At 59.9% G+C, this 25332-nt stretch carries 25 protein-coding genes and 2 pseudogenes; 18 read left to right on the forward strand and 9 right to left on the reverse strand.

Features of this window, described 5'->3' with window-relative positions; genetic code table 11:
* Window positions 1-175: 175 nt before the first annotated feature.
* From QDY28_RS04220 to iolB, 5 genes are all read left to right on the forward strand, one after another.
* The gene (locus QDY28_RS04220) at window positions 176-1051 is read left to right on the forward strand and encodes a MurR/RpiR family transcriptional regulator (RefSeq protein ID WP_183937659.1); all 876 of its coding nucleotides are present in this window, start codon (window positions 176-178) and stop codon (window positions 1049-1051) included.
* A 187-nt stretch (window positions 1052-1238) separates the two neighbouring features.
* A complete protein-coding gene (locus tag QDY28_RS04225) occupies window positions 1239-3176 on the forward strand; it encodes a bifunctional 5-dehydro-2-deoxygluconokinase/5-dehydro-2-deoxyphosphogluconate aldolase (RefSeq protein ID WP_331380407.1) in 1938 nt (645 codons plus the stop codon).
* A gap of 87 nt (window positions 3177-3263) precedes the next feature.
* Window positions 3264-5114: a 3D-(3,5/4)-trihydroxycyclohexane-1,2-dione acylhydrolase (decyclizing) gene (gene iolD, locus QDY28_RS04230; RefSeq protein WP_331380408.1), complete on the forward strand. Its 1851-nt coding sequence runs from the start codon at window positions 3264-3266 to the stop codon at window positions 5112-5114.
* Between the two features lie 67 nt (window positions 5115-5181).
* Window positions 5182-6099: a myo-inosose-2 dehydratase gene (gene iolE / locus QDY28_RS04235; protein ID WP_331380409.1), complete on the forward strand. Its 918-nt coding sequence runs from the start codon at window positions 5182-5184 to the stop codon at window positions 6097-6099.
* A 74-nt stretch (window positions 6100-6173) separates the two neighbouring features.
* Window positions 6174-6971, forward strand: coding sequence for a 5-deoxy-glucuronate isomerase (gene iolB / locus QDY28_RS04240; protein ID WP_331380410.1), 798 nt, complete (start codon window positions 6174-6176; stop codon window positions 6969-6971).
* A 47-nt stretch (window positions 6972-7018) separates the two neighbouring features.
* Here iolB and QDY28_RS04245 read toward each other — a convergent pair whose 3' ends face one another.
* The 3 genes from QDY28_RS04245 to QDY28_RS04255 all read right to left on the reverse strand — a co-directional run bounded on the left by QDY28_RS04245 (window position 7019) and on the right by QDY28_RS04255 (window position 9591).
* Entirely contained in the window at window positions 7019-8386 is a 1368-nt protein-coding gene (locus QDY28_RS04245) for an MATE family efflux transporter (protein WP_331380411.1), read from the reverse strand.
* Window positions 8387-8453: 67 nt separating this feature from the next.
* Complete coding sequence (locus tag QDY28_RS04250) at window positions 8454-8891, reverse strand: glyoxalase superfamily protein (RefSeq protein ID WP_331380444.1); 438 nt, start codon at window positions 8889-8891, stop codon at window positions 8454-8456.
* 253 nt (window positions 8892-9144) lie between these two features.
* Complete coding sequence (locus tag QDY28_RS04255) at window positions 9145-9591, reverse strand: host attachment family protein (protein WP_331380412.1); 447 nt, start codon at window positions 9589-9591, stop codon at window positions 9145-9147.
* A gap of 226 nt (window positions 9592-9817) precedes the next feature.
* On the opposite strand from QDY28_RS04255, the gene QDY28_RS04260 reads away from it, so the two are divergent.
* Window positions 9818-10216, forward strand: coding sequence for a PilZ domain-containing protein (locus tag QDY28_RS04260; RefSeq protein ID WP_331380445.1), 399 nt, complete (start codon window positions 9818-9820; stop codon window positions 10214-10216).
* A gap of 85 nt (window positions 10217-10301) precedes the next feature.
* Window positions 10302-11414: a pyridoxal phosphate-dependent aminotransferase gene (locus QDY28_RS04265; protein ID WP_331380413.1), complete on the forward strand. Its 1113-nt coding sequence runs from the start codon at window positions 10302-10304 to the stop codon at window positions 11412-11414.
* Window positions 11415-11507: 93 nt separating this feature from the next.
* On the opposite strand, the gene QDY28_RS04270 is transcribed toward QDY28_RS04265, so the two are convergent.
* Both QDY28_RS04270 and QDY28_RS04275 read right to left on the reverse strand, forming a co-directional pair.
* Window positions 11508-13253 carry a rhomboid family intramembrane serine protease gene (locus QDY28_RS04270; protein WP_331380414.1) on the reverse strand — a complete coding sequence of 582 codons (1746 nt, stop codon included), beginning with the start codon at window positions 13251-13253 and terminating at the stop codon, window positions 11508-11510.
* Between the two features lie 289 nt (window positions 13254-13542).
* Complete coding sequence (locus tag QDY28_RS04275; RefSeq protein ID WP_331380415.1) at window positions 13543-13806, reverse strand: SEL1-like repeat protein; 264 nt, start codon at window positions 13804-13806, stop codon at window positions 13543-13545.
* Window positions 13807-14265: 459 nt separating this feature from the next.
* Here QDY28_RS04275 and QDY28_RS04280 point away from each other — a divergent pair, with 459 nt between their 5' ends.
* The 3 genes from QDY28_RS04280 to QDY28_RS04290 all read left to right on the forward strand — a co-directional run bounded on the left by QDY28_RS04280 (window position 14266) and on the right by QDY28_RS04290 (window position 16586).
* A complete protein-coding gene (locus QDY28_RS04280) occupies window positions 14266-14604 on the forward strand; it encodes a DUF2147 domain-containing protein (RefSeq protein ID WP_331380416.1) in 339 nt (112 codons plus the stop codon).
* A 182-nt stretch (window positions 14605-14786) separates the two neighbouring features.
* Window positions 14787-14963: a hypothetical protein gene (locus tag QDY28_RS04285; RefSeq protein WP_166656782.1), complete on the forward strand. Its 177-nt coding sequence runs from the start codon at window positions 14787-14789 to the stop codon at window positions 14961-14963.
* Between the two features lie 120 nt (window positions 14964-15083).
* Window positions 15084-16586: an AMP nucleosidase gene (locus tag QDY28_RS04290; RefSeq protein ID WP_331380417.1), complete on the forward strand. Its 1503-nt coding sequence runs from the start codon at window positions 15084-15086 to the stop codon at window positions 16584-16586.
* A gap of 119 nt (window positions 16587-16705) precedes the next feature.
* Here QDY28_RS04290 and QDY28_RS04295 read toward each other — a convergent pair whose 3' ends face one another.
* Together QDY28_RS04295 and QDY28_RS04300 are read right to left on the reverse strand one after the other, a co-directional pair.
* Window positions 16706-17587 carry a protein-L-isoaspartate O-methyltransferase family protein gene (locus QDY28_RS04295; RefSeq protein ID WP_331380418.1) on the reverse strand — a complete coding sequence of 294 codons (882 nt, stop codon included), beginning with the start codon at window positions 17585-17587 and terminating at the stop codon, window positions 16706-16708.
* A gap of 193 nt (window positions 17588-17780) precedes the next feature.
* Window positions 17781-18011 (reverse strand): hypothetical protein, encoded by a 231-nt coding sequence (locus tag QDY28_RS04300; protein ID WP_331380419.1) that lies wholly within the window; start codon window positions 18009-18011, stop codon window positions 17781-17783.
* Between the two features lie 156 nt (window positions 18012-18167).
* Between QDY28_RS04300 and QDY28_RS04305 the strand changes: the two genes are divergently transcribed.
* From QDY28_RS04305 to QDY28_RS04320, 4 genes are read left to right on the forward strand one after another with little or no spacing between them, the layout of a single operon-like run.
* Complete coding sequence (locus tag QDY28_RS04305) at window positions 18168-18527, forward strand: YciI family protein (RefSeq protein WP_331380420.1); 360 nt, start codon at window positions 18168-18170, stop codon at window positions 18525-18527.
* A gap of 10 nt (window positions 18528-18537) precedes the next feature.
* The gene (locus QDY28_RS04310; protein ID WP_331380421.1) at window positions 18538-18900 is read left to right on the forward strand and encodes a YciI family protein; all 363 of its coding nucleotides are present in this window, start codon (window positions 18538-18540) and stop codon (window positions 18898-18900) included.
* A gap of 23 nt (window positions 18901-18923) precedes the next feature.
* Window positions 18924-19286 (forward strand): YciI family protein, encoded by a 363-nt coding sequence (locus QDY28_RS04315; protein WP_331380422.1) that lies wholly within the window; start codon window positions 18924-18926, stop codon window positions 19284-19286.
* 19 nt (window positions 19287-19305) lie between these two features.
* Complete coding sequence (locus tag QDY28_RS04320) at window positions 19306-20541, forward strand: RNA polymerase sigma factor (RefSeq protein WP_442967473.1); 1236 nt, start codon at window positions 19306-19308, stop codon at window positions 20539-20541.
* Here the strand turns inward: QDY28_RS04320 and QDY28_RS04325 are convergent.
* Complete coding sequence (locus QDY28_RS04325; protein ID WP_331380423.1) at window positions 20538-21497, reverse strand: lysylphosphatidylglycerol synthase domain-containing protein; 960 nt, start codon at window positions 21495-21497, stop codon at window positions 20538-20540. The two genes, QDY28_RS04320 and QDY28_RS04325, sit on opposite strands and share 4 nt — an antisense overlap.
* 94 nt (window positions 21498-21591) lie before the next feature.
* Between QDY28_RS04325 and QDY28_RS04330 the strand changes: the two genes are divergently transcribed.
* From QDY28_RS04330 to QDY28_RS04340, 3 genes are all read left to right on the forward strand, one after another.
* The gene (locus QDY28_RS04330) at window positions 21592-22611 is read left to right on the forward strand and encodes a glycosyltransferase family 2 protein (RefSeq protein ID WP_331380424.1); all 1020 of its coding nucleotides are present in this window, start codon (window positions 21592-21594) and stop codon (window positions 22609-22611) included.
* Window positions 22604-24100, forward strand: coding sequence for a glycosyltransferase family 39 protein (locus QDY28_RS04335; protein WP_331380425.1), 1497 nt, complete (start codon window positions 22604-22606; stop codon window positions 24098-24100). Before QDY28_RS04330 ends, QDY28_RS04335 begins: the two co-directional genes overlap by 8 nt.
* 65 nt (window positions 24101-24165) lie before the next feature.
* Window positions 24166-24786: an NUDIX hydrolase gene (locus tag QDY28_RS04340; RefSeq protein ID WP_331380426.1), complete on the forward strand. Its 621-nt coding sequence runs from the start codon at window positions 24166-24168 to the stop codon at window positions 24784-24786.
* Here QDY28_RS04340 and QDY28_RS04345 read toward each other — a convergent pair.
* Window positions 24787-25089 (reverse strand): annotated as a pseudogene (locus QDY28_RS04345) (aspartate aminotransferase family protein); the annotation flags it as partial. It lies immediately after the preceding gene.
* A gap of 107 nt (window positions 25090-25196) precedes the next feature.
* Between QDY28_RS04345 and QDY28_RS04350 the strand changes: the two are divergent.
* Window positions 25197-25332, forward strand: a pseudogene (locus QDY28_RS04350) (IS110 family transposase); the annotation flags it as partial.

A 25332-nucleotide genomic window follows, 5' to 3' on the forward strand; every position in this document is an offset into this window, starting at 1 on the left:
CGTTTTGACAAGCCGGCGCATTGATCGCTTAAGGCGTGTCATCCATGAAATGACATTTATGGAAGGAAATTCATGTGCTTAAAAATAATCGTGTCGAATTGTTCAAAATCCGTTATCTTGCGAAATATGGAATATTTGTTTCATTGACGGAGATGCCGTCGAGAAGGGCGCAGGCATGGACAACGAAATCGAAACGCGAACCAAGGTGCCGCGGGATTTTGAAAGCCTTCGCAGCATCATCATCGAGCGTAAGAATTCCATGCCGAAACGTCTGGCGCAGGTCGCGGCCTTTGCACTCGGCAATCCGGATGAAATCGCCTTTGGCACGACGGCAAGCATCGCCACTGCCGCTGATGTCCAACCTTCAACGCTGGTGCGTCTTGCCCATCACCTGGGCTATGGCGGCTTCTCCGATCTGCAGAGCATTTTCCGCGAGAGGCTGCGCGACCGGACGCTGAGCTATGAAGAGCGGCTGATCACGCTCGAGCAATCCGGGATCGAGGATGAAGAGGCCGGTATTCTCTCGGGCTTTCTCTCTGCCGCCAGTCAATCGATCAACAAGCTTGCCGCCACCATCGAGACGGATACCTTTGCCAAGGCGGTGGATGTGCTTGCCGCGGCCGAGACGATCTATCTCATCGCCAAGCGCCGCTCCTATCCGTTGACGGCGCATATGACTTACGCCTTTTCCAAATTGAACATCCGCCATCAGATCGTCGCTTCGCCGAACGGCATCGACGGTGAGCTTGCCCGCTTTGCCACCGAAAGGGATGCGGCGATTGCCGCAAGCTTCTCCCCTTACGCGGCCGACAGCCTGGCCCAGGCGCAGGATCTCGCCGGACGCAACGTGCCGGTCATCGCGATTACCGATTCGGCCTTTTCCCCGCTGACCGGCTGCGCCACCCACTGGTTCGAGGTGGCGGAAGCCGATTTTGCCGGCTTTCGCTCGCTGTCGGCATCCATGGCGCTGATCATGGCCTTTCCCGTCGCCATCGCCGAACGACGGAGGAAAGAAGCAGTGGCAAAATTTCACAAAACCAAAATGGAATAAACATTCCGAATTGACAAAATTACGGAACCAATGTTTCATTACACCTATGAGCGCGGCTTCAGGAGATGGCCGCAAATCTGCCAGCATCCGGACGAAAGCGAAGACGGACGGACCGGCACTTTCAATGATGCTTGACCCCATCGAAAACCACTGAGGTATCGGGGTTATGCCTGGACGGGAGGACATTATGGCACACGACAATCCTGGCGCCCAGCCGGAGGCGACACTCGACGTGATCACCATCGGCCGCTCCTCCGTCGATCTTTATGGACAGCAGATCGGCTCGAGGCTGGAGGATATCGGATCTTTTGCGAAATCCGTCGGCGGCTGCCCCGCCAATATCGCCATCGGCACGGCGCGCCTCGGCTTGAAATCCGGCTTGATCACTCGCGTCGGCGACGAGCAGATGGGCCGTTTCATCCGTGAACAGACGGCACGCGAAGGCGTTGCCACACAAGGGATCGCGACCGACAGGGAGAGGCTGACGGCTCTGGTATTGCTCGCAGTCGAGGCCGAGGGCGTCTCGCCGATGATCTTTTATCGCTCCGACTGCGCCGACATGGCGCTCGACGAGGGCGACGTCGATGAGAATTTCATCAAGTCCTCCCGGGCCGTGCTGGTTTCGGGCACGCATTTTTCCAAGCCGAACACGGAGGCCGCGCAACGCAAGGCGATCCGCATCGCCAAGGCGAACGGCCGCAAGGTGATCTTCGACATCGATTACCGGCCGAATCTCTGGGGCCTTGCCGGCCACGCCGAGGGATTCGAACGTTATGTAAAGTCGGATCGCGTTTCCTCAAAGATGAAAGAGACGCTGCCGGATTGCGACCTGATCGTCGGCACCGAAGAGGAAATCATGATTGCCTCGGGCGCCGACGATGTGCTCGGCGCATTGAAGGAAATCCGCCGGCTTTCCCCGGCAACCATCGTGCTGAAGCGCGGCGCCATGGGCTGCATTGTCTATGATGGGCCGATCTCCGACGACCTCGAGGCCGGCATCGTCGGCCAGGGTTTTCCGATCGAAGTGTTCAACGTGCTCGGCGCGGGTGACGCTTTCATGTCCGGCTTCCTGCGCGGCTTCCTGCGCGACGAACCGCTGAAGACCTGCGCCACCTGGGCAAATGCCTGCGGGGCCTTTGCGGTCTCGCGCCTGCTCTGCTCGCCGGAATATCCAACTTGGGCCGAACTCGATTTCTTCCTGAAGACGGGCAGCAAACACCGGGCGCTGCGTAAGGACGAGGCGATCAATCACATCCATTGGGCGACGACGCGCCGCGTTGACGAAATTCCGTTGCTGATGGCGCTTGCCATCGATCATCGCTCGCAGCTTGTCAGCGTCGCCGACGAATTGGGCATCGGCCACGACAGGATCGTCGCCTTCAAACGGCTTGCGGTCGAGGCGGCGGCGCGGGTTGCGGGCGGACATGCCGGCTACGGCATGCTGATCGACGAGCGCTTCGGTCGCGATGCATTCTTCGACGCCGCCACAAAGAACTTCTCTTGGATCGGCCGCCCCGTCGAATTGCCGGGCTCGAAGCCGCTGAAATTCGAATTCAGCCAGGATATCGGCTCGCAGCTTACCGAATGGCCCCTTAACCATTGCATCAAATGCCTCTGCTTCTACCACCCTGATGATCCGAAGGAACTGAAGGCGGAGCAGCAGGAGAAGCTGCGTACCCTGTTCGAAGCGGCCCGCAAGGTCGGCCGCGAGCTGCTGGTCGAGATAATCGCCGGCAAGAACGGACCGCTGACCGACGATACGATCCCGACGGCAATGGAAGAGCTCTACGCGCTCGGCATCAAGCCGGACTGGTGGAAGCTCGAACCGCAGGAATCGACTGCGGCCTGGAAAAAAATCGATGCCGTGATCGCCAAAAATGATCCATTGTGCAGGGGTATCGTGCTGCTTGGCCTGGAAGCGCCGGCGGAAGAACTCATCCGCAGCTTCGAGGCGACGCTCGCCGCGCCGTCGGTCAAGGGTTTCGCCGTCGGGCGGACCATCTTCTCCGATGCGGCCCGAGCCTGGATGTCGGGCGGCATGAACGACGAGGAAGCGATCGCCGACATGGCTGGCCGCTTCCGGCAATTGACCCAGGCGTGGCTGAAAACCCGCGGGCTGGAATAATTTGGCGCATCGCTCCGAAAACCGGATATCGGTTTCGGGTAAAGCAATGCGCAAACAATGGACTAAAATGCATTTGGGAGGCGCCCCATGGGCAAGACGATCCGATTGACGATGGCGCAGGCCGTCACGCATTTCCTCAAAAAGCAGATGACCGTGATCGATGGCCAGAAGCAGCCGATCTTCGGTGGCGTCTGGGCCATCTTCGGCCATGGCAACGTTGCCGGCATGGGGGAAGCGCTCTATCAGGTGCGCGAGGAGTTGCCGACCTTCCGTGCCCATAACGAACAAGGCATGGCGCATGCCGCCATCGCCTATGCGAAGACCAGCTTCCGCCAACGCTTCATGGCCTGCACGACATCGATCGGTCCTGGCGCGCTGAATATGGTGACCGCCGCCGGCGTGGCGCATGTCAACCGCATTCCCGTGCTTTTCCTCCCCGGCGATGTCTTCGCCAACCGCGCGCCGGATCCGGTGTTACAGCAGATCGAGGATTTTGGCGACGGTACGGTGTCGGCCAACGATGCCTTCCGTCCGGTTTCGCGCTACTTCGATCGCATCACCCGGCCCGAGCAGATCATCACGGCGCTGAAGCGCGCCATGCAGGTGCTGACCGACCCGCTCGATTGCGGTCCGGTGACGCTGTCGCTCTGCCAGGATGTGCAGGCTGAAGCCTTCGACTATCCGGAAAGCTTCTTCGAGGAACGCGTCTGGACGCAGCGCCGCCCGCAGCCGGATGCGGACGAACTGGCAAACGCCATCGCGCTGATCCGCAGATCCGAAAAGCCGATGATCGTTGCCGGTGGTGGCGTTCTCTATTCCCAGGCGACGAAGGAGCTTGCTGCTTTCGCGGAAGCGCATGTTATTCCCGTCGTCGTGACACAGGCTGGTAAATCGGCGATCGACGAAACGCATCCGCTGGCGCTTGGCTCGGTCGGCGTCACGGGCACATCGGCCGCCAACGCGATTGCCGAAGAAACCGATCTGGTGATTGCTGTCGGCACACGCTGCCAGGACTTCACCACCGGTTCCTGGGCGCTGTTCAAGAACGAAAAACTGACGATGGTCGGCGTCAACATTGCCGCTTATGATGCACTGAAGCACAACGGTCACCCCTTGGTGACAGATGCGCGCGAAGGGCTGAAAGCTCTGTCCGCCGGCCTTGCCGGCTGGAGAGCTCCGGCAGCGCTTGCCGAGAAAGCAGCACGGGAAAAGAAGATCTGGCTTGAGGCCGCCGCCAAAGCGATGGCGACGACGAATACCGCCCTGCCCTCCGACGCCCAGGTGATCGGCGCCGTCACCCGCACCATCGGCGGCGAGAAAAGCATCGTGCTCTGCGCAGCCGGCGGCCTGCCGGGCGAGATGCACAAGCTGTGGCCGGCGACCGCACCCGGCAGCTATCATATGGAATACGGTTTCTCCTGCATGGGCTACGAGATCGCCGGCGGCCTTGGCGCGAAGATGGCCCGGCCGGACAAGGAGGTCGTCGTCATGGTCGGCGATGGCTCCTACATGATGCTGAATTCGGAGCTGGCGACCTCGGTCATGCTCGGCCTGAAACTGACGGTCGTCCTCCTCGACAACAGAGGGTACGGCTGCATCAACCGGCTGCAGATGGCAACCGGCGGCGCGAACTTCAACAATTTGCTCAAGGATTCACGTCACGAGATCATGCCCGAGATCGATTTCCGGGCACATGCCGAGAGCATGGGCGCGATTGCGATCAAAGTCGCCTCGATCGCCGAGCTGGAACAGGCGATCGAAGCATCGAAAAAGAACGACCGGACCTCGGTCATCGTCATCGACACCGATCCGCTGATCACGACAGAGGAAGGCGGCCATTGGTGGGATGTCGCCGTTCCCGAGGTCAGTCCGCGCGCCGAGGTCAACAAGGCCCGCGCGGGTTATGAAGAGGCACGCGCCGCCCAGCGCATCGGCTGATCGATTTCCGTCATTTTTCTGGAGGAGCGTTTCCGCTCCTCCAACACTGCTTTCAAGGAGACCATTGATGAAGGCCAAACTCGGCATGTCGCCCATCGCCTGGTGGAACGACGACCTTCCGGAGCTCAGCGACGACGTATCCCTCGAAGAATGCCTGCGGCAATCGCGTGGTGCAGGCTTCACCGGCATGGAACAGGGCCGGCGGTTCCCCAGCAACCCCGATGAGATGCTGCCGATCCTGCGCGCCGCCGACGTGACGCTTTGCGGCGGCTGGTTCTCGGGCACGCTGGTCAACGAAGAGTTGGCTGCAAACAAGGACCGCATCGCTCCGATGATCGAGCTCTTCAAGGCGGTCAACGCGCCTTGCATTGTCTATGGCGAAGTCGGCCGCTCGATCCAGGGCGACCGCTCCAAGCCGCTCGCCACCAAGCCGCGCCTTTCGGATGACGAGATGAAGGCCTATGCCCGCCGCGTCACCGAGTTCGGCGAATGGTGCGCCGAGCAAGGCATGCCGCTCTCCTACCACCATCACATGGCAGCCGTCGTCGAAACCGAACCGGAACTCGACGCCTTTATGCGCAATTCCGGCGAAGGCATTCCGTTGCTGCTCGATGCTGGTCACCTTGCCTTTGCCGGCGGTGACGTACTGCGCGCCATCGACAACCACCACGGCCGTATCAATCACGTTCACGTCAAGGATATCCGCAAGCCTGTCGTGGATGGGCTGGATCGCAGCCGCCAGTCCTTCCTCGATGCTGTGGCGCTCGGCGCGTTCACCGTACCGGGCGACGGCTCGCTCGATTTCGGCGCCATTGTTCAACGTCTGGCCGATTACGGCTATGAAGGCTGGTTCGTCGTCGAGGCCGAACAGGACCCCCGCAAGGCTCCGCCACAGAAGATGGCTGAGATCGGCCATGCCGAATTGATGCGCGTCATGACGGCAGCGGGTTACACCGTAGAGACCGAAGGTTTTCCCAAGGGATAGCGAAAGACGAGCGTCCCCTCGCCTCTAGAAAGCTGGCGAGGGGCGTTTTTCCAAGCAACGGAGGAAGGACACTCATGCCAAATCTCAAGGTCAAACCTGACGGCTCTCACGGCCGCGTCAGCCGTGTCACGCCCGAAAGTGCCGGCTGGACCTATGTCGGCTTCGATCTTTACCGGCTGAAGCCGGGCGAAACGGCTTCCGCAGAGACGGGCGATCGCGAGGTCTGCCTGGTCTGGGTCAGCGGCAAGGCGAGCGCCAAGGCCGGCACGAAGGATTTCGGCTCGCTCGGCGGCCGCATGAGCCCCTTTGAGGGTGCACCGCACGCGCTTTACATTCCGGCCGGCTCCAACTGGTCCGTCGTCGCCGAGACCGACCTCGAGCTCGCCGTCTGCTCAGCTCCCGGCGGCGGTTCCTATGAGGCGCGCGCCATCCCGCCGGGCACGCATCCGGCGCTGACGCGCGGCAAGGGCACCAATGTCCGCTATGTCAACAACATCATGCCGGAGGATGACGGCGCGGCCCATTCCCTGCTGGTGGTTGAAGTCATCACACCGGGCGGCCATACCTCGTCCTATCCGCCGCACAAGCATGATCAGGACAATTTGCCGAACGAAAGCTTCCTCGAGGAGACCTATTATCACCGCCTCAACCCGCCGCAGGGCTTCGGCTTTCAGCGGGTCTATACCGATGATCGCTCGCTGGACGAAGTCATGGTGCTGGAAGATGGCGATGTGACGCTGGTGCCGAAGGGGTATCATCCCTGTGCCGCCTGCCATGGCTACGACCTCTATTATCTCAATGTCATGGCCGGTCCGAAACGCATCTGGAAGTTCCACAACGCCCCGGAACATGAGTGGCTTCTGAAGGCATAAACTCCCAAGAGCATGGAAGGCCGCGCCTCGATGGCGCGGCCTGTTCATCAGGCCGGTAGCAGACCATACCGCCAACCGCGGTGCCTGGCGTTGCGCGACAAGACCAGCCAAGCGAGCAGAAGCATTCCCGTTTCGGCGAAGACCGGCACCATCCAGATGCCGATTTCGCCGAAGATGAAGGGCAGCACGAATGTCAGCGGCAGCGTGAAGAGATAGGGGCGCGTCAGGCCGAAGATCGCGCCTTTCTTCGCATCGCCGATCGACTGGAAATAGGACGACAGCACAATCATCTGGCCGAAGAGGAAATAGGCGCCGACTGTCCACGGCAATATTCGCCCGACCTCCGCAACGATGACGGGAACGCCGACGAAAACGCCGCCGAGCCTGCCCGCCACCAATTCGACAACCAACTCCACCATGCTGCAATAGACCAGCGCCGACGCCATGGCGATCTGCAGGCTCTGGCCGACGCGGGCGGGAAATGCAGCGCCGTGATTGTGACCGGATATCGTCTGCAGGGCGATGCTGAGACCGAGGAGCGGCAGATAGGCGAAGGTCATCACCCGGGTGATGATTCCGTAGGCGCCCACTGTCGCGACATAGTCTCCCTGGTGCCAGATCGCCAGGTTGAAGAGGATCGCCGCAGAACTCAGGGATATACCGATGAAGCCGAGGCTCATCGGCGCGCCGAAGGCGATGATCCCGCGCCATTCGCTCACCGCAAAGGATGGCGACGGTCTGAGTGCGCCCGGCTGCCGCCAGCGGTAGAACAGGATGATCGCCAGGCAGATAAATTGCGCCGCGATCGAACCCGTGCCCGAGCCGATGACACCCCAGTGCATCACCGCCATCAGCAGCCAGTTGGCAAAGATATTGAGCAGGGTCGAGGCCAGCGTCACCAGCGTCATGAAGCCGATCTTGCCCTCGCAACGCAGAGCGTCGATATGAACCGACAATAGGAAACTCACCGGAGCAAAGCCGACCATCATGCCCATGAAAGCGCCGGCATTGACGGCGACAGCGGCATTGTCAGCCGAGCCTGCGACGACGACCTGCCGCCCGACCGTCCAATAGATCGCGTTGATGAGGATCGCCACCGCCAAGGCCAAGCCATGGGCGGCGCTGAAAACCTGCTTCGCTCCCGTTCGATCTCCCGCTCCCAGACGGCGCGCCAGGATGCTTGCCATGCCGTTTGAGACCAGCGATTGCAACGCGATCAAGAGCATGAGCGCCGGAAAAATGAGGCTAACCGCAGAGAGGGCATCGGCGCCCACGAAGACACCGAGAAAATAAGCATCGACGACGGCAAACAGGCCGTTGATGGTTGTGATCATGATGATTGGCGCGGCCGTGCGGGCAAAGACACCCGGCAGCCAACCGCTCAGGAACATGTTGCTTTCGAAATCTTTCGTCATGGCGCTATCCACGCAGCACCGCGCACCGCCAGGCGACGGCCGCGGTCGATTGTTGAAAGGATGATCGTTAGATGTCCAGCACAAGATGCGGCACGCCGTCCGAGCTCTTGCGCGGCGAAATGCCGTTAGCATCGATCTGGGCGTTGATGCGCTGGCGGAAGGCCGAGAAGCTCTCGAAGGTCACGACATCCACCGGAGAGTCGAAATGGATGGTGATCCCTTGGAGCCCGCCGGATTGTTCGGAGAGCGCCAGAACCTTGCCGGTGAAGGGCTGGTTCAGATAGCGGCCACGGACCGCCGTTCCGACGGCAATCGGCGCAGCGGGCACCGCGTTCGGTTTCGCGGCAAGTGCCGATAGCGTGTTCCAGTCTCGCAACCCATATTGCTTGGCGACCAATTCAAGGGCCGCACTATGGGCCATGTCACCACTGCGCTCGGCCATGGCTTGGCGCAGACGTTTGGCCTGTGCTTTTAATTCATCGATGGACGGATAGATCGTCGTCACGGAGTCAGCCTCTTGGAAGGCATGCATTTACGACTGCAGATCGGAGCTCGCATTACCGCCAGTCAGCATGCGCCAGATGGCTGTGACCATATTTGCGAGGCTTCACCATGGATTTTCATCCGCGAGCGGCCGGTGCCTCGAACCGGTTTTCGTATGATCGAAGCCAATGCCGATGTCAAGATGAGGCGTTGCTGCAGAGACGAAGCTGTTCAGGCCGTCACTGAGAGAGGGCGATATTGCGCCCTTCCATCTTTCAACCGACGAGATGATGCTCGATCTGATCGATGGGAAAATTCGTCAGGTCCTTGGCGACCTCGGCCACGATCACTGCCTGCGAACGAGCCCCGAGATGGGGCCGCAGGACACCAAGTGCGCGCGGCGGCGCGACGAGAATGAGACGATGGATGCCCTTTTTCTGCACAAGCGCATCGACCTTGGCTGCAACATTTTTCAAAAATTCGGCTGCCGCCTGCTCATGCCATTCCGTTTCTTCCACGGCGCTGCCTCCGAACCCTACGGCCTGGTGCGTGCGGCCGGGTTTGTCGGTACCGAGTTCCCGATCCGGCGCATGCGGCTGCTGCATGGTTTCGCACGTTCGCAGATCCGGATGCGGGCCGCTGTCCGAACTCTTCAGAATCAGCGCCTTGGCACCGTCGCAAACGACAACCCATGTTCCTCGGGAAATCTTGATATCGACCATCATGCCTGTCCTCAATTTTTAGTGCGGCTAAAAAACTGCTGACGGAAAAGAACGTCTCATGACGCGAAGGGTTCAAAAAACCACCTGCAGCGCTTGCGATATCGCCCAAGCGGCTCAAAAACTGCCGAATCGTTAAAATTCGATTGGCTCGGTTGACGCTTAGGCAAAATCTCCGTGCAAGGTTGATGCGATAACCGAGATGAATTCGGTGGCCTCCAACGGGGAAATGACAATGCTTCGCGCAACGCATCTGGCGAAAGTCAAATCCGAAGTCTACGAGCACAGGTGGGAACGCTTCTTCGTTCAGCGGCCGGCTCGCATCATTGCCGTGCGCCCATGTCTGACGGGCATTTCGATCCGCAGCGCCGAGATCATCGACATTTCACAAGGCGGGGCCAGTTTCATCGTCGGCACGACCGTTGGCTTACCGACACACTACTATCTGAACATTCTCGGCCTCGCTTATCGCATCGGCTGCGCCGAGATCAACCGGATAGACAATCGCGTCAACGTGCGCTTCATCAACCTCATCGAGCCCGAAACATTGAGACGCGTGGTGCGTGCCGATTTCATGATCGGCAATACCGAAGCGCTGGCCGCGCGCGGCCGGCGGCAACAGGCGTAAGGATCAGGCTTTTCCGCCCTTGCAACGGCTCACCAAGCGCCTATGGTGCTGCGCCTTGCAACAGAATTCGGGAAAATGAGCCAGAATGTCCGCCTTTTCGCGCTTTACCCCGCTGATCAGCGCCCTTCCCTCCACCGTGCCTTTCGTCGGCCCGGAAGCCCTCGAACGTCAGCGCGGCCTGACCGTCCAGGCACGCATCGGCGCCAATGAAAATGGCTTCGGCCCCGCCCCCTCCGTCATAGAGACCATGCGCGAGCAGGCCGGCGAGATTTGGAAATACAATGATCCGGAAAATTTTGCCCTGAAGGGAGCGCTCGCCGCCCACCTCGGCGTTCAGTCCGCGAATATCGCCGTCGGCGAAGGCATCGACGGCCTGCTCGGTCTCATCGTGCGCATGGTGGTCGAGCCGGGGGCGCCCGTCGTCACATCGCTCGGCGGCTATCCGACCTTCAATTTCCATGTGGCGGGCTTCGGCGGCCGGCTGGTAACGGTGCCCTATGTCGACGATCGCGAGGATCTCGATGGGCTGCTCGCGGCGGTGAAGCGCGAAAATGCCCCGCTTGTCTATTTCGCCAACCCCGACAACCCGATGGGAAGCTGGTGGGATGCCGAGAAGATTGTCGCCTTCGCCCGGGCCCTCCCGGAAAACTGCCTGCTGATCCTCGACGAGGCCTATAGCGAAACCGGGCCCGCCAATTCTTTGCCGGATATTTCCGCACTGATCGACTTGCCGAACGTGCTGCGCACCCGCACCTTTTCCAAGGCTTATGGCCTTGCCGGCGCACGTGTCGGCTATGCCATCGGCGTGGCGGAGACAGTGCTGGCTTTCGACAAGATCCGCAATCACTTCGGCATGAACCGGCTGGCGATGGCGGCCGCGCTCACGGCGCTGAAGGATCAAGCCTACCTCGCCGAAGTCGTCGGCAAAATCCACGCGGCGCGGGAACATATCGGCACGATCGCCCGCAACAACGGGCTTTCCCCGCTTGCCTCCGCCACCAATTTCGTCGCTGTCGATTGCGGCCGCGATGGTGCCTATGCGCGTGCGATCGTCGATGGGCTGATCCAGCATGGCGTCTTTATCCGCATGCCGGGCGTGGCGCCTCTCAATCGCTGCATTCGCATCAGCGTCGGGCCAAAGCGCGATCTCGACCTTTTGGCCCAAGCGCTGCCGAACGTGTTGAAGGCGATCGGCTGAGTACAGGTGCATTTGAAAATCACCTGCGGTTTCTGCCGCCGGCACAGCAATTTGGCCCCACATCCGGCGGCCGTCACCTGCATCGGGTCGCTTTTAAGAATTACGGTGCGAAAGTCTCTGCAACTCTCCTCGGGCGCCGTCATATTCCATGAAGGTAGAGGGACAGGACAGCGACGCGGCCTGAAATTGCTGGCGGGCATCCGGAATCTCGTTCCGAATCAGATGCCATTCGCCGATATAAAAGATCGCTTCGCAAAGAGCGTTGTTGTCAGAGGCTTTTGCAATGACCTCGGCGGGATTCAATTCGCCGAGGAAGAGCCTGTAGATGGGATAGGGCCATTTCGCTTGATCAAGCTTGACGGCTTCGGCACGAAGGCCAGTCGCCGCGTCCGCGTCTTTGCCCTGCTCTTGAGCAATATAACGCCAGAGATGATAATAGGGCGCGGCCTTCTCGTCCTGCTGTGCTTTAACGGCGAAGTCTTGTGCCGCCAGTTGATATTGCCCTCGGAAATATTGTGAAAACGGGTTCGTGAGAAGATCGGCACGGATCTGGCTGATGGGCCAGAGCGAGACGGCTGTAATGACGGCAAACGCGATGCTGAACGTCAACGCCGCAATACTGAAACGAGGACGCGGACGCACGCGAGGCCAGACTGTCAACAGTATCAGCGCTATCGCTCCGCCGGCCACGGCTCCTCCCAAGTGCGCCGCGTAATCGATCTGCATGCCGTCCCGCGTTCGCGATATGAACGGAATCAAGGACGGTATCAATATTCGGATTGCCCCTGTTCGTAGTGACGTCGGCAGCGAACCGGAGCGAAAATGAAAGCTCAGAACGATAGCGGCAGCAAACAGGCCGACGATCCCACCGGAAGCCCCAACGCCCACGACGTTGACGGGATTGATCAGCAAGGAGGCTACGGAACCGCCGAGGGCGCTGATGCAAAACAGGCCAGCGAACCAGTGCCAGCCGATAAGGCGCTCAAGCAGCCTTCCTGCCAGCCATAAAGCGAAGCAGTTAAAGGCGAGGTGAAGCGGGTTCGCGTGCAGGAAAGGCGCCGTAAAAAGCCGCCACCATTGCCCATAGACGAGAATGCTGTTGCGAAAGGTTCCTCCGAACACCAGCAGCGTTTGAATTGTCGGTGAGCCCTTGTCGGGAGCGTCGACGCCAAAGGCGAGTTCCGCTGCATACACGCTGGCCAGGATGGCAATCAGCGCATATGTGAACAGCGGCTGGCCGCGTGTTGCTGCGGCATCCGCGGTCTCGAGATCGGCATCGAATACCGCAGCGGAGCCGGTTTTCGCCGCGGCGGCACGTTCGTCCTCGCGTGCCCTTCTTAGAAAATCCCAGCATTGCTCGAATATCCAGTCCGGATCGCCCTGCAGGATTTTCAGCGAAATCCCCGCTTTCGTCCCTGAGCCTCGAAGCGCTTTCGGGAGCTTACTCATCAATCCGCGTCGTTTCACGGTGCCGGCGACAGCCGGATCGAGGTTAAGTACAAGGTTGTCTATTCCCCTGCTTTGAAATCTTTCGAGGTCTCGCACTGCCAGCCAGGGTATCGTTTCGGCAGCGAAGCTTGCAATGTGAATTCCAGTGCCTGAAATCACTAGTCCCGGCTCGCTTTTAAACAGCTTGACCAGCAGAGCAATCACGGCAAGACCGAGGAGCGCTGCGAACGGCCACAACAGGATCGGAGCGATAGGAGGGTGTGCGGCCCTGTCGGACCGATAGGATATCCATACGCAGCCGACCGAAAAAACCGATAGAATTGAGGAAAATAACAGCAATCTGCCCTTATCGTAGGCAAATTCAAATCTCAGCGACAGTTGCGTGCTCATTTCGACGTCTCATAGAAGAGGCCGTCAACCGCGGTCTAAGCCTACTCGTTTATAGCGAATTCAGAGAGCCTTATCACAACCCGAAACGCATCTACAGATTAATTATTACCCGCTCCCCATTTGCACCGGCTGACACGTCCTGACAGCAAAAGGGATGCACTCCAAAGCAAAAACCGCGCCGGCCTTGTTTCCGGCCGGTCGCGGTTTTTCTGATAGTGGCAGCGTGCCTCTCCGCCCGCTGCCGGTCCCCTCTTTCGAGGCAATGTCATCGTATTCCTGATGACGCGCTTTAATGCGTGGTCATCCACTCGCGGGCGGCGCGGAGCGCTGCGGCGAGCTGCATCTTGGTCAGCGTGGCCGCGACGTCGGCGCGGAGCTCGGCGGCGCGGTCGCTGCCCTTGATGGCGGCGATGTTTAACCATTTATGGGCGGCAACGAGGTCTGCCTGACAGCCTCTGCCGGTCGCATAGATTATGCCCAGCTCGCAAAGGGCTTCAGCGCTGTTGCCACCCATCATGGCCATTTCGGATGCCGGTATTTCGAAGCGTGCCATCGGTTCAATCCCTGTTTCAGTCTATTCGTTATCGACCCTGTTTTTCCTTCTGGACCTTGCCGTCTATCGCGGCTTGATGATCCTTCCGGTTGGCGGGTTTGCCCCGCTCGTTTGATGGGTTCACTATCGCAGACGGCTTTCAAAAAACGGCTAAAATGCATGCTTAATTCGATGCAAACAAAGTGCAAATGCTTGGTAAACTTGGGATTTTGTTAAACATCGCTTCCCTTGCAAATTAAGGATTTTTGAGCAAGTTTTACGTCTCGTTAAGGTTTGGATCTAAACCCTTCGTTCACCACGAAAATAGCCGCTGAAACGAGGCTTGTTATTTTTCAATGAGACCGGAAGGGCCAACCGGCAGGAAAATCGCGCCGGAAAGTCTATTTGCCTTTGCGTCTGTATTGGATAACTTCGCCACGTCCGGGCTGTGGGGCCGAAGGACATTCGGGAGGAAAGACTATGATCCGCGCCACCATTCTCACCGCAGCACTGCTCTTCAGCGCAGGCGTAGCCCTGGCCGACGAGCCAATAGTCGGCAATTGGAAGACCAAGGAGGGCGATACCGCCGCCATCACGCCTTGCGCCGACAGCTACTGCGTAACGCTGAAGACCGGCAAATACGCCGGCCGCCAGATCGGCAAGATGCAGGGCAAGGACGGAGCCTACACGGGCGAACTTACGGACCCCGAAGACAACAAGACCTATAGCGGCTCCGGCACGGTAAGCGGCAGAACCGTGAAGATGCAGGGCTGCGTGCTCAAGGTCTTCTGCAAGTCGCAAACCTGGACAAAGCTTTAAAAGGTACTTCGCCGGGCGAAGGCAGGACCAATCAATACGCGATTTGCTCCGGAAGGACCTTCCGTTCAATCTTATGAGCCCGGTAATATTTCTGAACACTGGATGAACCAGTGTCTCAGCACCTGTTCAGTCTGACCATGGCAAAACAGTGTCCAGGATAGGGCACGGGTAGGGCCAGGACAATGAACACGATCATCATGGCGCGGCGTTTCGGCATCATCATGCTGTTTGCCGCCATCTTTGCGATCACATTTTCGATGGCGGTGGAACATACCGGCCGCAGCGGTGCGCAATCGCATTTCGGCGCAAGCTTCACTTGCCTGCAGACGGGCAGCCCCTATTGCACCACGGTTCAATAGGACCGAGCTCGCCAATTTCGATAACCGAACTGCGAATCACTGCTAAAAATAGCTGCGAAAATCGGATACCGCGCCTTGTAACGTCGTTTGCTTGTTAAAGACGGCACTCTATAATAGCGCATGAGCAACCGAATCTCTCCTTTTTCGCCCCTCGACATCTCCTCACCCAGTCCGTTTCAGCCGCGGAGCTTCGATGATCCTGCCAAGGCCGTCGACGCTCTGACCGAGCTTTACGACCGCAATACAGCGTTCCTGATCGACAGCTTCACCAGGCTGGCCAAGGGTGCGCCGATTGCAGCGCGCTACCGCGCCTTCTATCCGCAGGTCAGCATCGAGACGACAAGCTTCGGCCATGTCGACTCGCGTCTTTCCTACGGCCACGTCACGGCGCCTGGCGTCTACACCACCACCATCACTCGTCCGCAACTCTTCCGCCATTATCTGAAAGAACAACTGGCGCTGCTGATGCGCAGCCATAATGTCCCCGTGGTCGTATCGGAATCGACGACACCGATCCCGCTGCACTTCGCTTTCGGCGAAGGTGCGCATGTGGAAGCGTCGGCCGCTGCCTTCGACGATATTCCGCTGCGCGATCTTTTCGATACGCCGGATCTCAACACCACCGACGACGAGATCGCCAATGGCGAATATATCCCGCCGCCGGGCGAGCCCTCACCGCTGGCACCCTTTACCGCGCAGCGCATCGACTATTCGCTCGCACGCCTCGCCCACTACACTGCGACAAGCGCGAACCATTTCCAGAATTTCGTGCTCTTCACGAACTATCAGTTCTATATCGATGAATTCTGCCATTGGGCGCGTGACCTGATGGCCAAGGGCGGCGACGGCTACACCGCCTTCGTGGAGCCCGGTAATATCATCACGCCGGCCGGTTTCAGCCAACCGGAGGGGAACACCACCCCGCCGCGGCTGCCGCAGATGCCAGCCTACCATGTAAAAAAGAAGGGCCATGCCGGCATCACAATGATCAATATCGGCGTCGGTCCCTCCAACGCCAAGACGATCACCGACCATGTCGCCGTGCTCCGCCCGCATGCCTGGCTGATGCTCGGCCATTGCGCCGGCCTGCGCAACAGCCAGCGGCTCGGCGACTATGTGCTGGCTCATGCCTATATGCGCGAGGATCACGTTCTCGACGACGATCTGCCGGTGTGGGTGCCTATCCCGGCGCTTGCCGAAGTGCAGGTGGCGCTGGAAGCCGCCGTTGCCGAGATCACCGGCTATGAGGGCTTCGAGCTGAAGCGCATCATGCGCACGGGTACGGTCGGCACGATCGACAACCGCAACTGGGAACTGCGGGATCAGGCAGGGCCGGTCAAGCGCCTGTCGCAAGCCCGCGCAGTGGCATTGGACATGGAGTCGGCGACGATTGCCGCCAACGGCTTCCGCTTCCGCGTTCCCTATGGCACGCTGCTCTGCGTTTCCGACAAGCCGCTGCATGGCGAGCTGAAACTGCCGGGCATGGCGACCGCCTTTTACCGGACACAGGTGAACCAGCATCTGCAGATCGGCATCCGCGCGATCCAGAAGCTGGCCGCGATGCCGCCGGAAACGCTGCATTCACGCAAACTGCGCAGCTTCTTCGAAACGGCCTTCCAGTAAAATAAGGGGCGTTCTCAGCCCCTTAACTCCCTGTCGCAAATGCCTGGTTCGAAACTCCGTTTTGCAACAGGCATTTGCCGAAGGAGTTCAGCGCCGAGTGTTTGCGCGCAATTCATGAACTATGCAGCAACCGCGATCGACGTAACGGCTTCATTCGAGAACCAGACGTCGCGGAAGATCGCAATCGCGCTCTCGTCGGGCGCGCGATCTTTGGTCAGCCAAACGGAGCGGATGCTTCGGGCACCGACACTATCTGGCACCTTAAGACCCTGGTGAGGGTCGCTTGCGCCGATACATGGAATGAACCAAGCCGGCATCAACGGCCGCGCAGAAAATCCCGTTTGGCCGCGGGTGATCAGCATGGCGAAGGCGACATCCTCGCTCGGACGCCAGGGAAAGATCATCCGACCGCCTGGACGCAGAGATTCCAGCCAATGCACGGGCGGCACCACCACGCCGGCGTTCACGTAGATCAGATCGGATGGTGGCAGCGCCAGCACGGTGGCATCACCATGTGTAACCGAAACATCTTCGAAGGGAGCAAGGTTCTCGCGCGCCCACCCAGCAAGGCGCTCATCGATTTCGAAGGCATGCACGCGGCCATTTGGAAGCGTCAGCATCGAGAGGATCGCGGTATAGTAGCCGGTACCTGCCCCGATATGGGTTACCACCTCTCCACCCTGCGGATTGACGCTGCCAAGCCAGGCGGCATGCAACATGGGCTCGCCATTGTTGATGCCCTTCGCCCGATCCAGCGCGACCAGCACGTTCTGGTTGACATGCACCGGATTGTCGCTCGGCGTTTCAATGTAGCGATGCCGATAGGTCTTCTTCCAGGGATGAACGACGATATGCCAGGGACCGGGACCCAGAAAGGCTTCGCGGGGCACCAGCTCGAAAATGCGTTCGAACCGCTCATCCGGCGAGCCCGTGGCCACAGCCATTATCTGCGCGTGAAGTCGACGGACTTCTTCCAGCACAACACCCGATTTCCTGACCATTGAGCATCTCTCCTTGATGATTTCCAAAACCACGAGGTCAGGCGAGCGCATCACCTGTTTTCCGTCACGTAATGCACGCCGCGTCCAGCGCGAGAGTCGTGCTGGCAAAGATATTCCGGCAAGATAAACATCTGAAACTCCATGCCGCAAGCCGATTAGATATCAATCGAGGGCCGGGGTGCCTCGCCGCCCCTTATTCCCTTGGCTCCGGCATTAGCGCCGCCTGATCGACGACCGCTACTTGCGGCCTGTCGATCGTCGGAGCTGCCATCCAATCGAGGCCGAGGATCAGAACCGTGAAGGCGGCAAAACCGATTGCGGTGCGAAGCAGGACCTTGCCGATATCCGGCGTCTCCAACAGATCCTTCTCCGATAACGTCTTCCTGCTCCAGTAATTCACCAATGCTGTTTCCAAGGTGTGCATGTCCGTCTCTCCTTTGGTGATGACGGAACCTTGTCGAGCGGCCGCGCCCGTTTTCGACAGCGAAGAAATTTTTTGTCATGCTGCCCGTCGGGATGTCGATTTCCGTGCGGACCGCTCGTCTATTGCTGTCAGCAAACGGAAAGAGGAAGCGCTACGATGAAATATCTTTGTCAGGTCTGGTTCGACGGTGCGAAGCTCGATGCCATGACCAAAGAGGAAAAGCACAGGCTCGATTCGGATTCGCTCGGCTATGACCGCGATCTGATGGCGAGTGGCCATATGATCCATGCCGAAGCGCTGCAATCGCCAAGCTCGGCGGTGACGGTGCGGGTCCGCAACGGCGAGACGTCGGTAACCGACGGCCCCTTCATCGAGACGAAGGAATATCTTGGCGGCTTTATCCTGATCGAAGCGAAAGACCTGAACGATGCGATCCGCGTCGCTGCGGGCATTCCGCTCGCCAAGCTCGGCGCCATCGAGGTGCGGCCGATCTATTCCTTCGGCCCGGACATTTGAGGAGGCTGCCATGAAGTTCCTTTGCCAGGTCTGGTTCGATACTGCCGAGATCAGCACTCTTTCCGAAGAGGAAGGACGAAAGCTGACGCAGGATTCGGTCGACAACGACAACCGGCTGCGCGACAGCGGCCACATCATCGTCGCCAATGCCCTGCGCGAGCCGCAGACCGCCAGGACGGTGCGGGTGCGCAAAGGCGAGACCGGCGTCACCGACGGTCCTTTTGCCGAGATGAAAGAACATCTTGGCGGCTTCGTGCTGATCGAGGCGAAGGATATGGACGAAGCGATCAGCATCGCCGCCACCTTCCCCGTCGCCCGGTATGGCATGATCGAGGTCCGCGCGGCCTATGACATCCGGTTTCCGAACGAATAGGCAAAGAGCGGGAGGACGTGGACATGCGATTTCTATGCTTGATCTACATGCCGGCCGACTTGGACAGAACGTTGAGCCCCAGCGAGGGCGATACGCTGATCGCCGAACACTTTGCCTATGACGAGGGCCTGACTCGCAAAGGCACGCTGGTTCTTTCTGACGCGCTTGAAACGCCCGACAAGGCGATTGTCATCCGCCCGCCCGGATCGGCGCTTGCCACAACAGACGGTCCCTTCGTGGAGACGAAGGAACATCTGGCCGGCTTCTATGTCGTCGAGGCGGCCGACATGGCCGGTGCGACCGAAATTGCCCGCCGTATCCCCTCGGCTAAATACGGCGCCATCGAAATCCGTCCGATCCGGATACTGACCCTTCCCAGCACCTGACAGGAGCAAGAGACCGCCCGTGTCGCTGAAGGAAACCATCGACGACATCTATCGCAGCCAATCGCGCCGCGTCTTTGCGACGCTTATCCGTCTGCTCGGCGACTTCGACCGGGCGGAGGAGGCCCTTCACGATGCCTTTGCGGCAGCGGCGCAGCAATGGACGGAAGAGACGCTGCCGGCCAATCCCTATGCCTGGCTGGTGTCGACCGGCCGTTTTCGGGCGATCGACCACATCCGGCGGCGAGCGCGTTTCGATGCCTCGCACGCTGATATCGTCGACAGCCTTTATCCGGAGGGCGAAATGGTCGAGATCGCTGAAAGCCAAGAGATCGAAGACCATATGCTGCGGCTGATCTTCACCTGCTGCCATCCGCTCATCCCGGCGGAGGCGCGGATGGCGATGGCGCTGCGCGAGGTCTGCGGTTTGACGACGGAAGAGATCGCCCATGCCTTCCTCATTTCCGCGCCGACGGTCGCCCAGCGCATCGTTCGCGCCAAGAACCGCATTCGCACCACCCAAATTCCCTATGAAGTTCCGGCAAGGACGGAGTTGCCGGAGCGGCTGGCGCAGGTGCTGCATGTCATCTATCTCGTCTTCAACGAAGGCTATTCCGCATCGTCAGGCACGACGATCGTCCGCGCTGACCTTGCAGCCGAAGCTATCCGGCTCGGTCGCCTGCTACTGAAGCTCTTGCCCGATCCGGAGGTCGCTGGGTTGCTGGCGATGATGCTTCTGCAGGATTCGCGGCGGCTCGCTCGTGCCAGCGCTTCCGGCGATCTCGTCTTGCTTGCGGATCAGGACCGTACACTTTGGGACAAGACAGGCATTCGCGAGGGACTAGCTTTTGCGGCCGAGGCGATGGCCGGCGAAAGCGTCGGCAGCTATGCGCTGCAGGCGGCAATTGCCGCCGAGCACGTGCGCGCGGCAACGGCTGATCGGACGGACTGGCGGCGGATCGTGGCACTTTACGATCTGCTGCTGGTGGCGCATCCCTCGCCGGTGGTAGAGCTCAATCGGGCAGTGGCGGTTTCAATGTGCGACGGACCGGCGGCCGCGCTGGAGATCGTCGACGGCCTCTTGAGCGAAGCGCGGTTGGCCCGATATCATCTGGCCCATGCGGCAAAAGCCGATTTCCTGCGCCAACTCAACCGCAAAGACGAAGCGCGACAGTCCTACGAGACGGCGCTGTTGCTGTGCCATCAGGCGCCCGAGCAGGCGTTCCTGCGCAAGCGGCTGGCGGAACTTGGTGGTTAAGGGTGCTTCCTTGAGATCAGCAAGGCGAGTGCCGTCCCCGTCAAAGCCGAGACGACGATCAGCAGATGCGCGCTGATGCTTGCCTGCGCCAGATTGTCGAGTGCGGTCTTCAGTCCCGGAGCTCCGAAAGCGATGGCACCGGCGGTGATCCCGGCCGGATAGGTGCCGACTCCTCCGGGCGCGTGCACCGGCAACACCGAAGAAAGCTCGCCGCCGACCGCACCCCCGAAGCTCGCCGATAGCGGCGTGACATTCATCAAGCGAAGCGCCCAGGCGAGCACCACGACCTTTACCAGCCAATTGACTATCGTCGTCAGCCAGGCGCGGGCAAACGCATTCGCATTGGCAGGCATTCCGCGCTCCAGTTCATGCACCAGCCCCTGCGCCTTCTTCGGCAATGCCTTGCCGGCAAATTTGAGCAGCGGACGACGCAGCACAAAGGCGGCGACCGGTAAGAGCAGGAAAGCAAACCACAGAACCCAGGCAAGAACGGCATAGGACGAGGCCAGCGCGAGGCCGACACCGGCTGCCGCCAGCAATGCATGCAGATCCAGCAGCCGCATGACGAGCAGCGCCGATGTGCCGCGCGCCAGCGGAATGCCGAATTCGGAGCGCATCAGTACCGGAAAACTGGTCTCGCCGGTGCGGAAGGGCATCATGATGTTGAGCAGATTGTGGACCTGCGTCACACGAAAGAGCGCGGTGAAATGGCCGCCGGTTTCCTTCGGGAAATAGTCGTAGATGCGCCAGGTGCGCAGGAAATAGGTGCTGGTCAAAAGCGCCAGCGCCAGCAGAATGGGCAGGACACCGACCCTGCCCCATTGCGCCAGGATTGAACTCCAGCCCCAGAACCACTCGATAAAGACGGCATAGGCCAGGACCACGCCTAATGTGAGCAGCGTCATGCGGTTGCGAATAAACCAGTTCTGTCGGCTGGCAACCATCGGAGTCTTCATGTAGTTAAGGCACCAAATGCGAGCGGAGGCAGACGCCGGACATGTCGCTCGTTCCGTCCGGCCGGTTCTGCCGGTCTTTTAGGAGAAAGAAGAGTTGCAGACAACGGCAGAGTCGATCCGCCCCCTGACCGACACGGTAAGTGCCATTGAGCTTTCGCTGGTCGTGCCCGTCTTTAACGAGGAAGAAAGCGTCGAACCGCTCATCGAGCGCATCTGTTCCGCCATGGTGGGTTTCACCAAGCCCTGGGAACTGATCCTCATCGACGACGGCAGCACCGATGCCACGCTTGTCAATGCGCGCCGTGCGCTCGGGCGCGAAGGGCTGACGCTGCGCATCGTCGAGCTTCAACGCAATTTTGGCCAGACCGCCGCCATGCAAGCCGGCATCGACACCGCCACCGGCCGGCTGATCGCCACCATGGACGGCGACCTGCAGAACGACCCGAAGGATATCCCCTCGATGGTCGAGGAGTTAGAGCGGCGGCAGCTCGATCTGCTCGTCGGCTGGCGCAAGAACCGTCAAGACGGGCTTTTGCTGCGCAAGATTCCGTCCTGGTGTGCCAACTACCTCATCGGACGCATCACCGGCGTCAAGTTGCACGACTATGGCTGCAGCCTGAAAATCTACCGCGCCTCGATCATCAAGCAGGTGAAGCTGATGGGTGAGATGCACCGCTTCATCCCGGCCTGGGTGGCGGGCGTCGTGCCGAGCTCGCGGATCGGCGAAATGGTCGTGACGCATCATGCGCGCCAGCACGGCATATCGAAATACGGGATTTCGCGCACCTTCCGCGTCATCCTCGATCTGCTGTCGGTGATGTTCTTCATGCGCTACAAGGCGCGGCCGGGCCATTTCTTCGGCTCGCTCGGCCTTGGCCTCGGGGCGCTCGCCGGCCTGATCCTGCTGTGGCTCTTCGTCGACAAGTTCATTTTCGGCGACGATATCGGCAACAGGCCGCTGCTGCTGGTCGGCGTCGTGCTCCTGCTGTCGTCGGTACAGATGATCACCACGGGCATCCTGGCCGAGATGATCGCGCGCATCTATTATCGCGACGACCTGTCGCCGAACTATATCGTCCGCAAGATCTTCGATCGGGACCATCAGGATGCATAGGCTTCTGGTCCGCCGACCGGATACCATCATCCTTCTGCTTGCCGGTTACTTCGCTCTGGAATTCCTGGTGCGGCTCGCCATGCCACATGGCATGCGGTACGACGAGTCGCAGCAGGCGCTGTTCTCGCAATGGTTGACGCTCGGCTATGATTCCCAGCCGCCGCTCTATAATTGGGTGCAGGCGCTGGTGGTGTCGATCTTCGGCCTGTCGCTCGCGGCGATTTCGATCGTCAAGAACATCGTGCTGTTTCTGGTCTTCTTCAGCTATTACAAGCTGGCGAAGCTGGTCTTGTCCGACAAAGTTTTCGCGGTGATCGCCACGCTGTCGTTGCTGACGATCCCGCAGCTTTTCTGGGAGGCGCAGCGCGACCTTACGCACACGGTCGCACAGCTCCTGACCATCAATCTCTTTCTTTATGGTGCGATCCGCACGCTGAAGGCACCGAGCACGGGTTCCTATATCTTTACCGGTATCGCGCTCGGCCTCGGCATGCTGTCGAAATATAACTTCGCCCTGCTCGCCGCCGCCGCAGTCATAGCCGTTCTGACGCATCCGCTGGGGCGTGCGCGCATTTTCGACAAGCGATTTCTGCTGACCCTGCTGATCTCCCTGTTGATCTTCCTGCCGCACGGATTGTGGCTGATCCACAATCTCGACCTCGCCTCGGGACGGACCTTGGGGATCATGGAGGAGGATGCGCCGCAAAGCGCCTTTGCCAAGCTCGTGAAGGGACCGCTGGAATTCGTGAAGTTGGTCGTCGTCATCTGCGCACCGACCGTCGTGGTCTATTCGCTGGTGTTCGGCAAAAGCCTCTTCAAGAATCTCGGACGGTCGAACGAATGGACCCGCTTTTTCGAGGTTCTTTTTGCGGCCATCGCGGTGCTGGTACTGATCCTGATCGTCGCCATCGGCATGACGGCGCTGCGGGACCGCTGGCTGCTGCCCTTCCTCTTCCTGCTGCCGATCTATCTGTGCCTGAAAATGGAATTGGCCGGCATCAAAGCGGCTGATTTCGGCAAACGCTTTTTCTATATACCGCTAGCGATGATGCTGATCATCCCGGCGCTGCTTTTGATACGCGTGATCTTCCCGGCGCTCTTCGGTTCCTATGACCACTACAATACCCCCTACCCTGCCTTTGTAAGCCAGGCCGTGACGGCGGAGGGCAAAAGGCCCGGACTGGTGCTGACGGACAATTGGCTGCCGGCCGGCAATCTGCATCTGCAACTGCCCGACGTGCCGGCCATGTCGCTGTTCTTCGGCAATCTGAAAGCGGACTACGAGTGGAGCGCCGATAAGCCGATCCTCGTCGTCTGGCGACCGGGAAAGAACGATACCGGCGTGCCGGCACCACTGGCAAATTGGCTGCACGACACTCTCGGCACGCAATATGCGGCGCCGGACATCAAAATCGCGAATGTTCCGTACATCCACGGCAAAGATGGCGACACGGCTGCTTTCGCCTATTCCTGGATCTATCCGAAATAGAAGGCCGATCCCCGATCTGCAGGGGATTGCTGTCTATCTTTTGACTTTCAACGCAGGAGCTGCTCATGGACCAGACCAATACGCGCACGAGCATCTTGCCCGATCCCGATGATCTTCCGCCATGGCAAGTTAAAAGCTCCACCCATCTGCTCCACGACCGATGGCTGAAGGTCAGGGCCGACGCCTGTGTCACCGCGGAGGGCGTGGAGATTGCGCCCTATTATGTGCTGGAATATCCCGATTGGGTCGAGGTGGTGGCGCTCGATGCGGAGGATAATATCTACCTCCTCCAACAATATCGGCATGCTCTCGGCGTCGTCTCGTTGGAAGTGCCGGGCGGCGCAATCGATGCCAGCGATGCCAACCCGATCGAAGCGGCTGCGCGCGAACTGAGGGAAGAAACCGGTCTCTCTGCCTCCGAATGGGAGTATGTCGGCGCCCTTGCACCCAATCCGGCCACCCACTCGAACCTTTCGCATATCGTGCTCGCCCGCAACGTCGAACTCACCACGAAGCCCGCGGACGATCCGACAGAACGCACTCGGCTTGTCCGCATGCCGATCCGACAAGCCATCGGACTGGCGCTGGAGGGCAAGATGATTCAGAGCATTCACGTCGCGGGGCTGACGCTTGCCCTGCACAAGGCGGGCAAATGGGATGCGCCGTCCTTAGCGGATAAGAGCTGACTACGGCTTCATTTCCGCCCACACGGCGTCGAGCGCCAGCCGTGTGACACGCACCATCGTGTCCACCTCCTCATGGCTGATGATGAGCGGCGGCGAGGCCAGCATGCGGTCCGCAGTGGCGCGCAGCACGAGACCGTTGGTCAAGGCGTGATTGCGCACGGCGGAGCCGATGGCATCCGGCTTCTCGAAACGGCGGCGGGTGGTTTTGTCCGCCGCGAGCTGCAGCGCGCCCATCAGCCCAATGCTGACGGCTTCGCCGACCATATCGTGGTCCGCCAGGCTGCCCCAGGCCTTCGCGAAATAGACCGTATGTTCGCGGGGTGAAGGTGGCCCGCCCCCGCAGTAAGCTGAAGTCGGGGGTTGCTCTGGATAGGCCGGAGCCGAGCCCCACGCTTAAGCGAGGACGAACCATGAAAGAAGATAGCGTAATTTTCATCGGCTTGGATACGTCGAAGTTGAAGATTTCAGTGGCCATTGCCGATGGAGAGCGCAACGGCGAGGTGCGGTTTTTCGGCGACATCTCCTCGGAGCCGGCGTCGGTGGCAT

The organism is Rhizobium sp. BR 362, from assembly GCF_036528765.1.
Taxonomy (GTDB): Bacteria; Pseudomonadota; Alphaproteobacteria; order Rhizobiales; family Rhizobiaceae; genus Rhizobium.

What these genes read in the sequence shown, in the direction of transcription:
- QDY28_RS04220 (WP_183937659.1), top strand. Translation starts at nt 176, where the DNA reads ATGGACAACGAAATCGAAACGCGAACCAAGGTGCCGCGGGATTTTGAA.
- QDY28_RS04225 (WP_331380407.1), top strand. Translation starts at nt 1,239, where the DNA reads ATGGCACACGACAATCCTGGCGCCCAGCCGGAGGCGACACTCGACGTG.
- iolD (WP_331380408.1), top strand. Translation starts at nt 3,264, where the DNA reads ATGGGCAAGACGATCCGATTGACGATGGCGCAGGCCGTCACGCATTTC.
- iolE (WP_331380409.1), top strand. Translation starts at nt 5,182, where the DNA reads ATGAAGGCCAAACTCGGCATGTCGCCCATCGCCTGGTGGAACGACGAC.
- iolB (WP_331380410.1), top strand. Translation starts at nt 6,174, where the DNA reads ATGCCAAATCTCAAGGTCAAACCTGACGGCTCTCACGGCCGCGTCAGC.
- QDY28_RS04245 (WP_331380411.1), bottom strand. Translation starts at nt 8,386, where the DNA reads ATGACGAAAGATTTCGAAAGCAACATGTTCCTGAGCGGTTGGCTGCCG.
- QDY28_RS04255 (WP_331380412.1), bottom strand. Translation starts at nt 9,591, where the DNA reads ATGGTCGATATCAAGATTTCCCGAGGAACATGGGTTGTCGTTTGCGAC.
- QDY28_RS04260 (WP_331380445.1), top strand. Translation starts at nt 9,818, where the DNA reads ATGACAATGCTTCGCGCAACGCATCTGGCGAAAGTCAAATCCGAAGTC.
- QDY28_RS04265 (WP_331380413.1), top strand. Translation starts at nt 10,302, where the DNA reads ATGTCCGCCTTTTCGCGCTTTACCCCGCTGATCAGCGCCCTTCCCTCC.
- QDY28_RS04270 (WP_331380414.1), bottom strand. Translation starts at nt 13,253, where the DNA reads ATGAGCACGCAACTGTCGCTGAGATTTGAATTTGCCTACGATAAGGGC.
- QDY28_RS04275 (WP_331380415.1), bottom strand. Translation starts at nt 13,806, where the DNA reads ATGGCACGCTTCGAAATACCGGCATCCGAAATGGCCATGATGGGTGGC.
- QDY28_RS04280 (WP_331380416.1), top strand. Translation starts at nt 14,266, where the DNA reads ATGATCCGCGCCACCATTCTCACCGCAGCACTGCTCTTCAGCGCAGGC.
- QDY28_RS04285 (WP_166656782.1), top strand. Translation starts at nt 14,787, where the DNA reads ATGAACACGATCATCATGGCGCGGCGTTTCGGCATCATCATGCTGTTT.
- QDY28_RS04290 (WP_331380417.1), top strand. Translation starts at nt 15,084, where the DNA reads ATGAGCAACCGAATCTCTCCTTTTTCGCCCCTCGACATCTCCTCACCC.
- QDY28_RS04295 (WP_331380418.1), bottom strand. Translation starts at nt 17,587, where the DNA reads ATGGTCAGGAAATCGGGTGTTGTGCTGGAAGAAGTCCGTCGACTTCAC.
- QDY28_RS04300 (WP_331380419.1), bottom strand. Translation starts at nt 18,011, where the DNA reads ATGCACACCTTGGAAACAGCATTGGTGAATTACTGGAGCAGGAAGACG.
- QDY28_RS04305 (WP_331380420.1), top strand. Translation starts at nt 18,168, where the DNA reads ATGAAATATCTTTGTCAGGTCTGGTTCGACGGTGCGAAGCTCGATGCC.
- QDY28_RS04310 (WP_331380421.1), top strand. Translation starts at nt 18,538, where the DNA reads ATGAAGTTCCTTTGCCAGGTCTGGTTCGATACTGCCGAGATCAGCACT.
- QDY28_RS04315 (WP_331380422.1), top strand. Translation starts at nt 18,924, where the DNA reads ATGCGATTTCTATGCTTGATCTACATGCCGGCCGACTTGGACAGAACG.
- QDY28_RS04325 (WP_331380423.1), bottom strand. Translation starts at nt 21,497, where the DNA reads ATGAAGACTCCGATGGTTGCCAGCCGACAGAACTGGTTTATTCGCAAC.
- QDY28_RS04335 (WP_331380425.1), top strand. Translation starts at nt 22,604, where the DNA reads ATGCATAGGCTTCTGGTCCGCCGACCGGATACCATCATCCTTCTGCTT.
- QDY28_RS04340 (WP_331380426.1), top strand. Translation starts at nt 24,166, where the DNA reads ATGGACCAGACCAATACGCGCACGAGCATCTTGCCCGATCCCGATGAT.